At 51.4% G+C, this 12,438-nt stretch carries 16 protein-coding genes; 14 read left to right on the top strand and 2 right to left on the bottom strand.

Features of this window, described 5'->3' with window-relative positions; translation table 11 throughout:
- Positions 1–48: 48 nt before the first annotated feature.
- Both O6944_07135 and O6944_07130 read right to left on the bottom strand, forming a co-directional pair.
- Entirely contained in the window at positions 49–720 is a 672-nt protein-coding gene (locus tag O6944_07135; protein MCZ6718907.1) for a nucleotidyltransferase family protein, read from the bottom strand.
- A 5-nt stretch (positions 721–725) separates the two neighbouring features.
- A complete protein-coding gene (locus O6944_07130) occupies positions 726–1,715 on the bottom strand; it encodes a phosphotransferase (GenBank protein ID MCZ6718906.1) in 990 nt (329 codons plus the stop codon).
- 177 nt (positions 1,716–1,892) lie between these two features.
- Between O6944_07130 and O6944_07125 the strand changes: the two genes are divergently transcribed.
- From O6944_07125 to O6944_07060, 14 genes are all read left to right on the top strand, one after another.
- Positions 1,893–2,876, top strand: a complete 984-nt coding sequence (locus tag O6944_07125; protein MCZ6718905.1) for a calcium/sodium antiporter — start codon at positions 1,893–1,895, stop codon at positions 2,874–2,876.
- A gap of 33 nt (positions 2,877–2,909) precedes the next feature.
- Positions 2,910–3,917 carry a KpsF/GutQ family sugar-phosphate isomerase gene (locus O6944_07120; GenBank protein ID MCZ6718904.1) on the top strand — a complete coding sequence of 336 codons (1,008 nt, stop codon included), beginning with the start codon at positions 2,910–2,912 and terminating at the stop codon, positions 3,915–3,917.
- A gap of 10 nt (positions 3,918–3,927) precedes the next feature.
- Positions 3,928–4,461, top strand: coding sequence for a 3-deoxy-manno-octulosonate-8-phosphatase KdsC (gene kdsC / locus O6944_07115; GenBank protein ID MCZ6718903.1), 534 nt, complete (start codon positions 3,928–3,930; stop codon positions 4,459–4,461).
- A gap of 110 nt (positions 4,462–4,571) precedes the next feature.
- Positions 4,572–5,132 (top strand): LPS export ABC transporter periplasmic protein LptC, encoded by a 561-nt coding sequence (lptC, locus tag O6944_07110; GenBank protein ID MCZ6718902.1) that lies wholly within the window; start codon positions 4,572–4,574, stop codon positions 5,130–5,132.
- Positions 5,133–5,184: 52 nt separating this feature from the next.
- The gene (gene lptA, locus O6944_07105) at positions 5,185–5,673 is read left to right on the top strand and encodes a lipopolysaccharide transport periplasmic protein LptA (GenBank protein MCZ6718901.1); all 489 of its coding nucleotides are present in this window, start codon (positions 5,185–5,187) and stop codon (positions 5,671–5,673) included.
- Between the two features lie 84 nt (positions 5,674–5,757).
- Positions 5,758–6,483, top strand: coding sequence for an LPS export ABC transporter ATP-binding protein (gene lptB / locus O6944_07100; GenBank protein ID MCZ6718900.1), 726 nt, complete (start codon positions 5,758–5,760; stop codon positions 6,481–6,483).
- A gap of 43 nt (positions 6,484–6,526) precedes the next feature.
- On the top strand, positions 6,527–7,975 hold the full coding sequence (locus O6944_07095) for an RNA polymerase factor sigma-54 (protein ID MCZ6718899.1): 1,449 nt from the start codon (positions 6,527–6,529) through the stop codon (positions 7,973–7,975).
- 23 nt (positions 7,976–7,998) lie between these two features.
- Positions 7,999–8,328, top strand: coding sequence for a ribosome-associated translation inhibitor RaiA (gene raiA / locus O6944_07090; GenBank protein ID MCZ6718898.1), 330 nt, complete (start codon positions 7,999–8,001; stop codon positions 8,326–8,328).
- A gap of 47 nt (positions 8,329–8,375) precedes the next feature.
- Positions 8,376–8,846 (top strand): PTS IIA-like nitrogen regulatory protein PtsN, encoded by a 471-nt coding sequence (gene ptsN, locus O6944_07085; GenBank protein MCZ6718897.1) that lies wholly within the window; start codon positions 8,376–8,378, stop codon positions 8,844–8,846.
- Complete coding sequence (gene hprK / locus O6944_07080; protein MCZ6718896.1) at positions 8,843–9,859, top strand: HPr(Ser) kinase/phosphatase; 1,017 nt, start codon at positions 8,843–8,845, stop codon at positions 9,857–9,859. Before ptsN ends, hprK begins: the two co-directional genes overlap by 4 nt.
- Positions 9,860–9,879: 20 nt before the next feature.
- Positions 9,880–10,728, top strand: coding sequence for an RNase adapter RapZ (gene rapZ / locus O6944_07075; GenBank protein ID MCZ6718895.1), 849 nt, complete (start codon positions 9,880–9,882; stop codon positions 10,726–10,728).
- A gap of 3 nt (positions 10,729–10,731) precedes the next feature.
- A complete protein-coding gene (locus O6944_07070) occupies positions 10,732–11,133 on the top strand; it encodes a PTS sugar transporter subunit IIA (protein MCZ6718894.1) in 402 nt (133 codons plus the stop codon).
- Positions 11,134–11,136: 3 nt separating this feature from the next.
- Positions 11,137–11,406 carry an HPr family phosphocarrier protein gene (locus O6944_07065; protein ID MCZ6718893.1) on the top strand — a complete coding sequence of 90 codons (270 nt, stop codon included), beginning with the start codon at positions 11,137–11,139 and terminating at the stop codon, positions 11,404–11,406.
- Positions 11,403–12,438 (top strand): PEP-utilizing enzyme (locus O6944_07060; GenBank protein MCZ6718892.1); only part of this gene is annotated, 1,036 nt, incomplete at its 3' end. The genes O6944_07065 and O6944_07060, both read left to right, overlap by 4 nt.

Genomic DNA, 12,438 nt, shown 5'->3' with positions numbered 1-12,438 from the left:
CGGCTTGTTAGGATAGATTATAGGTTATCGCGCCCATAGCAATATTCTTTACTTATTTTGACCAGCCGCCAATTCTTGAATTTGATGGAGCCGCTCAGGCGTTCCCACGTCTGCCCACAATCCTTGGTAATGTTTCCCGGTTACAAGACCGTTGGCCATCGCAATACGCAGCACGGGGGCGAGAGTAAACGTCCCCGGATGGCAATCTGCAAAGAGTTCAGGACGATAAACGCCGATTCCGCTAAACGTCAGCATGGACGGCCCTTCAGCAAGGACGCGGCCACCCTCGAGGGCAAAATCGCCTTTGGGGTGATGGTCCGGGTTGTCAACGAGTACCAGATAGGCATGGCCATTGAACTTGTCTGGAAGCTTAGACAGCGGATAGTCACACCAGATGTCGCTGTTTACTACGATGAAAGGACCATCACCCAGCAACGGCAGCGCTTTGAAGATCCCACCACCGGTCTCAAGGGGCTGCTCGCCTTCGGCTGAATAATGAATCGCTGCACCGTAGGCCCGACCGTCCCCTAGCATTTGTTCTATCTGATCCCGAAACTTGGCGTGATTGATGACAATATCTGTAATTCCTGCTTTGACCAGATGCTCAATGTGGTATTTGATTAATTCCTTTCCAGCGATTTTGATTAGCGGTTTTGGGGTGTCATTGCTCAGCGGACGCATACGCGTGCCCCAACCTGCCGCTAGAATCATTGCCTTCACTGCGATCAGACTGTATCTAGCCTCGGCATAATTCGCTGTGCGACCAATTCGTGCAGCCCTGCCAGTTCTGCAAAGCGCTGGGATGCCTCGAGCACATACCCAAGTGTTCGAGGAACATCGTCGAGAAAGCCGCATTTACCGTCACGGTGACACAGTCGGGCAAAAATCCCACTTGCCTTGAGATGGCGCTGGATACCCATCAGATCAACCCACCGCATGAATTCACTCTGATCGCGAAGTGATATGATGCCGGCTGCCAGGGCCCTCGTGTGATACTCCAAGATCCAAGCCTTCACCTGGTGTGCTGGCCAGGCAATGTAGCAGTCCTTCAGAAGGGAGATCAGATCATAGGTGACCGGACCAACTACGGCATCTTGAAAGTCAACTATTCCGGGATTGTTGTGAGATGTGTGGAGCAGGTTGCGAGAGTGATAATCCCTGTGTACGAATACGGTAGGCTGGGCTAATGCCGACTCTGCAAGAAGGGAAAAGGTCCTGTCCAACATCTTGTTTTCGTCTTCTCTCAGCGAGATGTTGAGGTGCTTTTGTACTAACCACTGGCGAAACAATTCCATTTCCTCGTGTAGCAGTGTCTTATCGTAGGGGGCTAAGCTGTTCGTCTTGGCCTTCGACTGCATAATCAAAAGGGCGTCTAGGGCATCGCCATAGAGTTCCGCCACATTGCTTGGAAATAGTGCATTGAGGTACAGCTCTGTACCGAGATCGGTGAGCAGTAGAAATCCGCGGGATCGATCCGTTGCAAGCACGTGGGGCACATTTAGGCCGCATTCGCGGAGCTTCCTTGCCACATCCAGGAAAGGCCCACAGTCTTCCTTATCCGGCGGTGCATCCATGACGATGCGCGTCTGTCCATCGAAGGTAACGCGGAAGTAGCGCCGAAAACTTGCATCTTCCGATGCGGGATTGATATCGAAAGCGGCGATGCGAATGTCTTCGCGAAGCCAGCTTGCAATCTCATCGAGGCGTTGCGACATGTAACAATCTGAGGTAGTGATCCAAATCGCCCGTGTGCATAAAGTTTTGGCTGTCCCATTATAAACCGCACCGAGCGCGATTTCGGACACTTGTGAAGGTTATACTCGGAGGGCATCAGACCGTGCGGACTTCCCCAAGATTCCGTATATCGGCCTTATCTGGCATCATCTTCCCTTATGCTGATTGCGACTGTGTCCATTCTGGGGGGAGTGGTGCTGCTCTCGATTGGGGCCGATCGTTTTGTCCTGGGGGCCGCCGCGATGGCGCGAAACCTCGCCGTCTCCCCACTCGTCATTGGTCTCACCATCGTGGGGTTCGGAACGTCAGCCCCGGAGCTGCTGGTTGCGACCGTGGCCACCTTGCAGGGCAAGACTGAGATCGCCGTTGGCAATGCGTTGGGGTCCAATATTGCCAATATCGGCCTGGTCCTCGGTGCAACGGCCATGGTCAAAGTACTAGACGTTCGCTCCGAGACCTTGCGGCGGGAGTATCCTCTGATGCTCCTGGCAATGGCGCTGGCGTACGTCTTAATGGGGAACGGTACTTTAGACCGCCTTGACGGGGTCATTCTTTTCCTGGGTTTTGGTGGCGCTGCGGCGTGGATTGTTCGTCTTGGTCTTCGTCCCCGGTTAGAGGAGCCACTGGTGGTTGAGTTTGAAGGGGCCTTGCCCCCCCGCGGCCTGTCGACCGTGAACTCGGTCTTTTATTTGCTAGGGGGATTACTGCTGCTGCTTTTGAGCGCAGAGCTTGTGGTGTGGGGTGCTGTGCAAATCGCCGAGGCCTTCGGCGTGAGCGAACTCGTGATTGGTCTTACCATCGTGGCGGTGGGGACCAGTCTGCCGGAATTGGCGACTGCGATTGCGAGTGTGCTGAGAAATGAACCTGATATCGCCATCGGCAACATTATCGGGTCGAATATGTTCAACGTCCTCCCAGTGCTGGGGTTGTCGGCTTTGATACAGCCGACGGTACTCAGCAACGAGGTCTTGACGCGGGATTTCCCAGTCATGATTGCGTTCACATTGGCCATGGGGTTAATGGCGCACAGTGTCCGTGGTCATCCGGGAAGAATCAATCGAGTCAAAGGTGCTGTTCTGTTGCTTTCCTTTTGCATCTATCAATGGGTACTCTATGAATCGATTGGCCATGCTGTGGTCTGATATCTTGTATCTTGGGTTTTTGCTGGAGGTGCCATGGCTGGAGGAACACGGCCGAAACCGAAGTCCGATGCTGGGTTAAATCCTGACAAGCTCAAGCAGGTTGGGCGCGATGTCATCGAGGCGGAAAAACGTGCTCTTGAAGAGCTGGCGAGTCGCATCGACGATAACTTCGTTAAGGCCTGCCACCTTATAGGCGAGTGTGAAGGGCGGGTTATTGTGATCGGCATGGGCAAGTCTGGTCATGTAGGAAGAAAGCTCGCGGCAACCCTTGCCAGTACCGGCAGCCCCGCTTTCTTTGTCCATCCGGGGGAAGCCAGCCACGGCGACATGGGCATGATCACCGACAACGATGTCGTGCTTGCCCTTTCTAATTCCGGTGAGACTGAGGAGATCATCACGCTCTTGCCATTGATCGAGCGACGTAAAATACCGCTCATTGCATTAACGGGGGCGCCAGGATCGACCTTGGCGCGAGAGGCCGACGTGACCATTGATGTGAGCGTCGAGGGCGAAGCCGCCCAGGGTCTGGCCCCGACGACAAGCACGGCTGCCGGCCTTGCCATGGGGGATGCCTTGGCGATTGCTCTTTTCGAAGCTCGTGGGTTTAGCGAAAAGGATTTTGCAGAGTTTCACCCGGGTGGCGCGCTTGGGCGTCGCCTGCTGCGCATCAGCGACATCATGCATCGAGGCAATGAAATGCCGACGGTGACAGCAGATACCCTATTGAGTTATGCCCTGATTGAAATGACGCAGAAGGGACTTGGGATGACAGCAATACTCGACGGGCAGGGTAAGGTGATTGGGATCTTCACGGACGGCGATCTCCGCCGGACTCTCGATGCTAAGGTGGATGTGCATACGGCGCGGATGGGCGAAGTCATGATACCCGAACCTAAGACTATCTTCGCAGATCATTTGGCGGCCGAAGCACTCAGCATGATGGAGGAGCACAGAATCAATGCCTTGCCGGTCGTGGACGACAACGACCTGCTGTTAGGTGTTCTCAACATGCATGATCTTTTGCGTGCCCGTGTAGTCTGAAATTTTAGGCATGCCGACTCTTCAAGAAAAGGCCGCACGAATTAAACTCGTTGTCTTCGATGTGGATGGCGTCTTAACGGATGGCAGTCTAATCCTCGGTGATAATGGTGCGGAGTATAAAGTCTTCTATACGAGAGATGGGCACGGCATGGTGATGCTGCAAGCAAGCGGCGTGCAGATTGCCGTTATCTCGGGACGTTCGTCCCAGGTGGTCGTTGATCGGATGGCGTCACTCGGGATCGAACACATCTATCAAGGCCAAGCAGATAAATTGCAAGCATTCGAAAAACTGCTGAAGCGTCTGAGGGTTAATGCAGATCAGGTTGCTTATGTTGGCGATGATGTGGTGGACCTGCCGATCATGGCGCGTGTGGGACTAGCGATTTCCGTTGCCGATGGCCATTCTCTGGTCGCTGACCATGCGGATTGGCAGACGCCGTCTGTGGGTGGACGCGGTGCGGCTCGTGAGGTATGTGAATTGATCATGGAAGCGCAAGGGGCGTTGGAAGGTCAGCTGCAGCGTTATCTTCAGGTTTCCAGCTGACGGCAATAGGCCACCAAGCTGTTGTGTTTGGATTGTGGAGTGATCGGCAAGGACTCTGTTTAAACTTGGGGTTTTCTTGATAGCCTTGATTGCTGAGTGATGAGGTTCCCATGTTGAAGCAGTGGAGAACGCCGCTAGTGCTGCTGGTATTTGCGGTAGCTAGCGCCTGGGTATTGAAGGATATTTCTGACGGCGAGAGACCTATACGGCCTGAGGAGCGGCAGGATCTGGATTATTATGTGGAAGATTTCACGATCTTGTCTATGGATGAGAATGGGGCGCCAAAGAATAAGCTTCGCGCAGAGTACATGGCGCACTTCCCTCATGATGACAGTATCCAGCTGGTCCGTCCAAGTTTGGAGGTTTATCGTGAAGGGCGACCACCCTGGTACGTGACGGCAGATTCTGGTCGGGTTACGGGTGATTTTGAGGTGGTTCAGCTATCGGGCGCAGTCCGCATGTGGCGTAATAACGAAACAGGTATGCGTGATGTGGAGATCATTACCAGTGACGTTCGTATCCTACCGGACCTAGAATACTTAGAAACAGATCGTGCGGCGACGCTACGAACAAATAACACGGTAATGAAAGCAATCGGAATGCGCGCCTATTTAGAAGACAACCGTTTAGAATTACTCAATCAGGTTCGTGGTCACCATGTTCTCAGGTAAGCTTGTTGGTTCAATTGTTTGCTTGGTTAGCGTAGTTGTGTGTAGTGCTGCCATGGCATTGTCCAGCGATTCAGATCAGCCCCTCGAGATAGAGGCAGACGCGGCAGAACTTGATGACATTCGAGGCGTCATTATTTACAGAGGAAATGTAATTGTCACCCAAGGCAGTATGCGACTATATGGTGATACGATGACCATTTACTACGCGGACGATCAGACGCTAAAGACTGTATTTATGGAGGGAAATCCTGCCTGTTTCCGGCAGCGACCGGATAATAGAGATAAAGATGTCGAAGCTGAGGCGCTGCGAATGGAATATCATGCCCCACAGAAATTAATAGTCCTTATTGAGGAGGCGACGGTGTTTCAGGGGAAAGATCGATTTAGTGGTAATCGCATCGAGTATGATACTGAAGGCGGCGTTGTCAGAGCCAGAAAGTCAGCGTCGGGTAAGGAGCGTGTCAAGATGGTTATCCAGCCGAAGAAAGAGGCCACGATAGAAGCGGTGCCAATAATCAAATCAAGATGTCCAGGCGCCTGACATTTTTTTGCTGACTTTTCTGTACTACTCTTTATTAAAACTGTCTTCTCTGAGTAAACGCCCGCAATAAGATTCTCGACTGCGATGAGCGTACTCACCGTTCGCCACCTCACAAAATCCTATCAGACGCGCATGGTTGTTAAGGATGTCAGTCTTACCGTGTACAGCGGTGAGGTGATAGGCCTTTTAGGCCCGAACGGTGCAGGTAAGACAACGAGTTTTCATATGATTGTCGGGTTCGTCCCCTGCGATAACGGGTCTATTCATTTAAATCAGGACAATATAACTCATCTGCCAATGGATGTACGGGCACGCAAGGGCCTTGGCTATTTGCCACAGGAACCGTCAGTGTTTCGAAAACTTTCAGTGCAAGAGAATATCCTCGCGATTCTTGAGACACGGCCCGATATGCCGGATGCGCAACGTGAACGAAGGCTTGAAAATCTGATGCGTGAATTTCATATAACGCATTTACGAGACAATCTTGGGGTGAGTCTCTCTGGCGGGGAACGCCGGCGGGTCGAGATTGCGCGGGCGCTTGCATCAGAACCACGCTTTCTTCTTCTTGATGAGCCGTTTACTGGCATTGATCCTATTTCAATCATTGATATCCAAAGGATCATTACGCACCTGTGCCGGATCGGCATTGGTGTGCTGATTACGGACCATAATGTGCGGGATGCCCTTGGGATTTGCAATAGAGCCTATATTGTGAATGACGGGCGTATATTGGCCGAAGGAAAACCAGACGAGATTTTGGCGAATTCTGCGGTCAGAGAAATCTATCTAGGCGATAAGTTCAGGCTTTGAGCGCTGCCCGCTATGCAGGCAAAATTGCGTTAGAATTATCAAAATGAAGCAGTCTCTTCAGCTCCGGCTCGGCCAAACTCTCACGATCACGCCTCAGTTGCAGCAGGCGATCCGCCTGCTGCAGCTCTCGAACGTTGAATTGCAGATGGAAGTCCAACAGGCACTTGAGTCGAATATGATGCTGGAGTTGGAAGAGGGGGAAGGCGAAGCGACTTTGCTGGAGGGGGCAACGGGCTCCGAGGAAATGGCAGCTATGGATGAGAGCGAGAATGGTCTGAACGTTAACGAGATACCTGCGGAGCTCCCAGTTGACAGTGCCTGGGAGGATATCTATGACAGTGGCGTGTCCTACACTCGAACTGCCGATGTCGAGACCGTAGAATTCCAGAATGAAGCGATACCCGCACAGACACTAGCAGATCATCTCCTATGGCAGTTGGATATGTCACCTATCAGCGAAACGGATAGAGTGATTGCGCTGACTATAATCGATTCCCTCAACGATGACGGATATCTCACGTGTAGTCTTGAAGACGTTTGTGCTTCCCTTGGAAATGGTATGGACGTTGGCTTCGATGAGGTCGAGGCTGTCCTGCATCGTATACAGGCGCTCGATCCAGCAGGCATCGGTGCGCGGGATCTACGCGAATGCCTACTGCTGCAGTTAACACAATATCCTCCAGACACACCGTGGTTAGAGGAAGCGAAGACCCTTGTATCCTGTCACCTTGGGCTACTGGCAGCACATGACTACAAGCAGCTTCTGCGACGTATGAAGCTGACTCGCGAAGACTTGCATGAAGTGATTGTATTGATCCAGTCTATGAACCCGCGGCCCGGAGGACAGGTGGAGGCGATCGCAGTGCAGTACGCGGTGCCGGATGTCTTTGTGTACAAGCAGGAAGGTAATTGGAAGGTGGAACTCAATATGAACGCGGTGCCTCATATTCGCATCAATTCTAACTATGCCGGTATGATCCGGCGAGCCGATACTAGTTCAGATAATGCTTCGCTCAAGGCGCATCTGCAGGAAGCACGTTGGTTAATTAAGAGTCTGCAAAGTCGTAATGAGACGCTGCTACGTGCGGCAACTTGTATCGTGGAACGGCAGCGACCGTTCCTTGAATATGGTGATGTGGCGATGCAACCTTTGGTGTTACATGATGTCGCGGAGGCGCTCGGCATGCATGAATCCACTATATCACGTATAACAACGAATAAATATATGCATACACCGCGAGGAATATTTGAGCTTAAGTACTTTTTTTCTAGTCACGTTCGCACCGACATGGGGGGTGAATGTTCTTCAACTGCTATTCGCGCATTAATTAAGAAACTGATAGCAAATGAAAGCCAGAATAAGCCACTGAGCGATAGCAAAATTGCGGCACTATTGTCAAAGAAAGGAATAAATGTTGCCCGGCGGACGGTCGCAAAATACCGTGAAGCGATTGCCATTCCTCCGTCAAGCGAAAGAAAGCGGCTCGCGTAGCCAACATACAATAGGAGCTACTTATGCAAATCAATATTAGTGGTCATCATGTTGATGTTACTTCTGCCTTACGTACTTACGTATCAAACAAAATGAAACGAATTGAGAGGCATTTTGATCATATGATTAATATTCACGTTGTCCTGGGTGTCGAAAAAGAGAGGCAAAGGGCGGAGGCGACTGTACAGGTGAGCGGCGCGCGTTTATTCGCAGATGCCGAACATGATGACATGTATGCTGCCATTGATGTTCTGTGTGACAAATTAGATCGGCAGATCAAAAAACATAAGGAAAAGCTTACGGATCACCATCGCAGCGATGGAGGTTTGAAAAACCAGGAGATTAATCAATAGACAGGCAAACGGCCGCCCCCAATTCCATGGTTCCATCAGCAGGTTCCATGCGCATCTCGGACATCGTTTTGCCCGCGCGCATTCTTTCCAATCTGGATCTGACCAGTAAGAAGAGTGTGTTAGAAAAACTCGCAGAACTGATTACCGCGGACGATTCGGCGCTCATACAGGAGGAGATATTTGGTTGTTTGGTGGCGCGTGAACGCCTCGGCAGTACTGGTTTGGGACGGGGTGTCGCCATCCCGCACGGTCGCGTGAAACATGGACAACGTGTTGTTGGGGCTTTCGTGCATGTGCGTAACGGCATAGATTTCGACGCCACAGATCACAAACCCGTAGACCTTCTGTTTGCACTCATTGTCCCAGAACAGTCGATCGATGAGCACCTCAAGATATTATCTATGCTGGCGGAGATGTTCAGTGATGAAGACCTGTGCACCCGCCTAAGAGCGCAAACTTCCGCTGACGGCTTATACGAGCTGCTTTCCAACTGGTCGCCACGCGAAGTGACATTATGACGCATATTACGATCAAGGAACTTTTTGAGATTCATGCCGAAAAGCTGGTACTACGGTGGATTACCGGTCAGTCGGGTGGTACTCGGGCTATTACTTCCGAAGGCGTGCAGACTAAAGGATTAAGTATCGCCGACGATGATATCAACACGCTTGATAGCGCCCGGTTCGACGCCGAGGAAGTGACCTCAAGCAAATCGCTCGTTGGTTATTTGAATCTGATCCATCCGAATCAGGTACAGATTTTTGGTGTGCAGGAACTTAAGTATCTACAAGCACTACGAGACATCTCCCGGCAGGACGCGCTCAGACAACTGTTTCATCACGAACCCGCGTGCATCATTATCGCAGACGGACAGGAGGTTCCGCAGTACCTGCGTGGCAAATGTAACGAAACTAATACACCTCTGTTTGCTTCAAAACTTTCGAGCAGTAGGCTCATGGATTCCCTACAGTATTATCTCTCAAACCTGCTGGCCGAAGTCCTGACCCTTCATGGTGTTTTTATGGAGGTGATGGCCATAGGTGTGTTGATCACTGGCGAAAGCGGTGTGGGCAAGAGCGAGTTAGCACTGGAATTGATTACAAGAGGTCATCGCCTCATTGCGGACGATGCGCCGCAATTCGCTCATATAGCTCCGGATATCATTAACGGAACCTGCCCAAAAGCGCTTGCTGATTTTTTAGAGGTGCGCGGGCTCGGTATCATCAATGTGCGGGAGCTTTTCGGGGACAGCGCTATTAAGAGCAACAAGTATTTGAGGCTAATTATTAGTCTTGAACATATGGAAGAAGATCATTTGGTAGATTTGGATCGGCTGGAAGGTAGTTATCGTATGCGGCGTGTTCTCGAGCTAGACATTTCGGAGATCACGTTGCCAGTAGCGCCAGGCCGCAATCTTGCAGTACTGGTTGAGTGTGCAGCACGCAACCACCTGTTGCGCATAAGTGGTTATAACGCCTCTGAAGATTTCACGGAAAGGCAAAGGGAACTCATTGAAAAAGGCGGTCTGTGATAGAGCGTAACGAGAGGCGAATGGTTATCATCAGTGGCTTGTCGGGTGCTGGCAAGACAGTGGCACTGAATGCGCTTGAAGATCTTTCTTACTATTGCATCGATAATTTGCCCCTGGGCTTGCTGGCGCAGTTTGCGTCAGAAATCACGAATAACACAAAAGCTGCTTATGAACACGTCGCTGTCGGAATCGATGCGCGCAACACTGAAGAAGCGCTGCAACAGTTGCCGCAAGCAATGGCAGAGCTTCGAGATAGTGGCCTTGCGACTGAGCTAGTCTTTATAGAAGCAGGCGACGATATTCTCATAGAACGATTCAGCGAGACCCGCCGCAGACACCCTCTTTCTTCACCTAAGGTGTCCCTTGCCGATGCTATACAGCTTGAACGGAAATTGCTCGGACCCCTAGCCGAGGCTGCTGATATAAGAATTGATACGAGCCGGACACACATGCATCAGTTGCGAGATCTGGTGCGTGATCGAATCGCTCGTCGTCCTAGGGCATCATTGTCGCTTCAACTGGTGTCCTTTGGTTACAAACATGGGGTTCCGCGTGATGCGGATTTTGTTTTCGATGTTCGTTGCCTTCCGAATCCTTATTGGGAGACACATCTACGTCCCCTTTCTGGGAAAGACAGGAAGGTTATCGAATTTCTTGAAAAGCAACCCTTAGTTGGAAGTATGTTGGATCAGTTGACCACGTTTCTAAAATATTGGGTGCCACAATTTGCGGCGGACAATCGGAGCTACTTGACTGTAGCTATCGGGTGTACCGGAGGAAATCATCGCTCCGTTTACCTAGTTGAACGATTATCCGACATTTTCTCGGACCAGCTTCAGCATGTATTAGTGCGACATCGAGATATCTAAATTATGAGTATTGGCCTTCTAATTATCAGCCATGATGATGTTGGGAGCGCCTTGTTGGAAACAGCGTCCCATATGCTGGGTCAGTGTCCGTTAAAAGTCGAATTACTGCCGGCGTCCCGCGATGCTGATCCTGACGTACTACTAAATAAGGGCAGGGATTTAGTCGGTTCACTGGACGAAGGGGATGGCGTCTTAGTGCTGACGGACTTGTATGGTTCCACGCCAAGTAATATCGCGAAGCAGCTCCTCGACGATGACAGAGTGCGCATTGTAACCGGGGTGAATCTGCCGATGGTGATCCGTGTATTAAACTATCCAAAGCTCCAGCTCGATCAGCTGGCGGAAAAGGCCGTTAGCGGAGGTCGCGACGGCGTATTCCTCGTGCTTAAGGAGGGTATGAAATAAGCGATGGTGCGCAGGATGGTAACGATCACGAATAAGCTTGGACTACATGCTCGATCGGCAGCGCGTTTTGTAAAACTCGCTTCGAGTTTCGAATGTGACATCAATATTGTTCATGGTGATCGCGAGGTCAGTGGTAAGAGCATCATGGGCGTGATGATGTTGGCGGCCGGCAAAGGCACAGATATTGAAATTATTGCGTCTGGCAATGACGAAGAGTTTGCGGTAGCGAAGCTGGAACGCCTGGTGAAAAACCAGTTCGAGGGGGAAGAATGAGTATCGCCTTGCACGGCATGGGCGTGTCGCGGGGGATTGCCATAGGTAAGGTGCACATCGTCGAACGCGACCAATTGGAGATTAAGGAATACCAAGTTGATAAGGCAGATCTAGATGACGAGGCGCGACGCATTGAAAGCGCCGTTGCTTTAGCCAGACAACAACTGCGTGCTATCCGTGAACACATTCCCGCAACCACCGCGGGAGATATCGCTGCGTTCATAGACACCCATTTACTGATGCTGGAGGACTCCGCACTGACGCAGGAGCCGAAGCGCTTAATCCACGAGCTAGGTTGCAATGCCGAATGGGCTCTCAAGTTGCAGCGAGATGCGCTAGTCAATGTTTTTGATGAGATGGATGACGCCTATCTGCGTACTCGCAAGGATGACGTGGATCACGTCGTGCATCGCATTCAACGTATCCTGCTTAATCAGACACCGTTGCGGCATGAGGTGCCTGACAGTCGGCTGAATGGCTATATTGTTTTGGCGGATGACCTTGCGCCTGCGGATACTGTATTGATGCAGCATCATGGCATCGTCGCATTTGCGACAGAGTACGGTGCGCCAACGTCGCATACTGCCATCCTTGCCCGCAGCCTAGGTATCCCCTCCATCGTCGGCTTGCATCAGGCCAGCCGTTATATTCGTGAGGATGACTTACTTATTTTGGATGGTACCGAGGGAGTTGTGCTTGTCGATCCGGACGATCGAATCCAGACGCACTATCGAAAGCGGCAAAAAAGAGAAAAACGTTACTACGCGGGGCTTAGCAAACTCAAAAAGGCGCCTGCGGTGACCCGTGACGGGATAGCAGTTGAGTTGCAGGCTAACGTGGAATTGCCTAAGGACTTTGATGCCGTGAGAAAAGTCGGGGCCACGGGCGTGGGACTTTACCGCACAGAATTTCTGTATATGAACCGTGAAAGCCCTCCGGACGAAGAGGAGCACTTCCGAACCTATGCTGACGTGCTGGGCGCCTTGAAAGGGATCCCCGTAACTATTCGCACCCTCGATCTCGGTGCCGACG

The organism is Gammaproteobacteria bacterium (genome assembly GCA_027296625.1).
In the GTDB taxonomy this organism is placed as follows: Bacteria; Pseudomonadota; Gammaproteobacteria; order JAKEHO01; family JAKEHO01; genus JAKEHO01.
The sequence above is the reverse complement of the archived record's forward strand: the minus strand, read 5'-3'. Positions and strand labels throughout refer to the sequence as shown.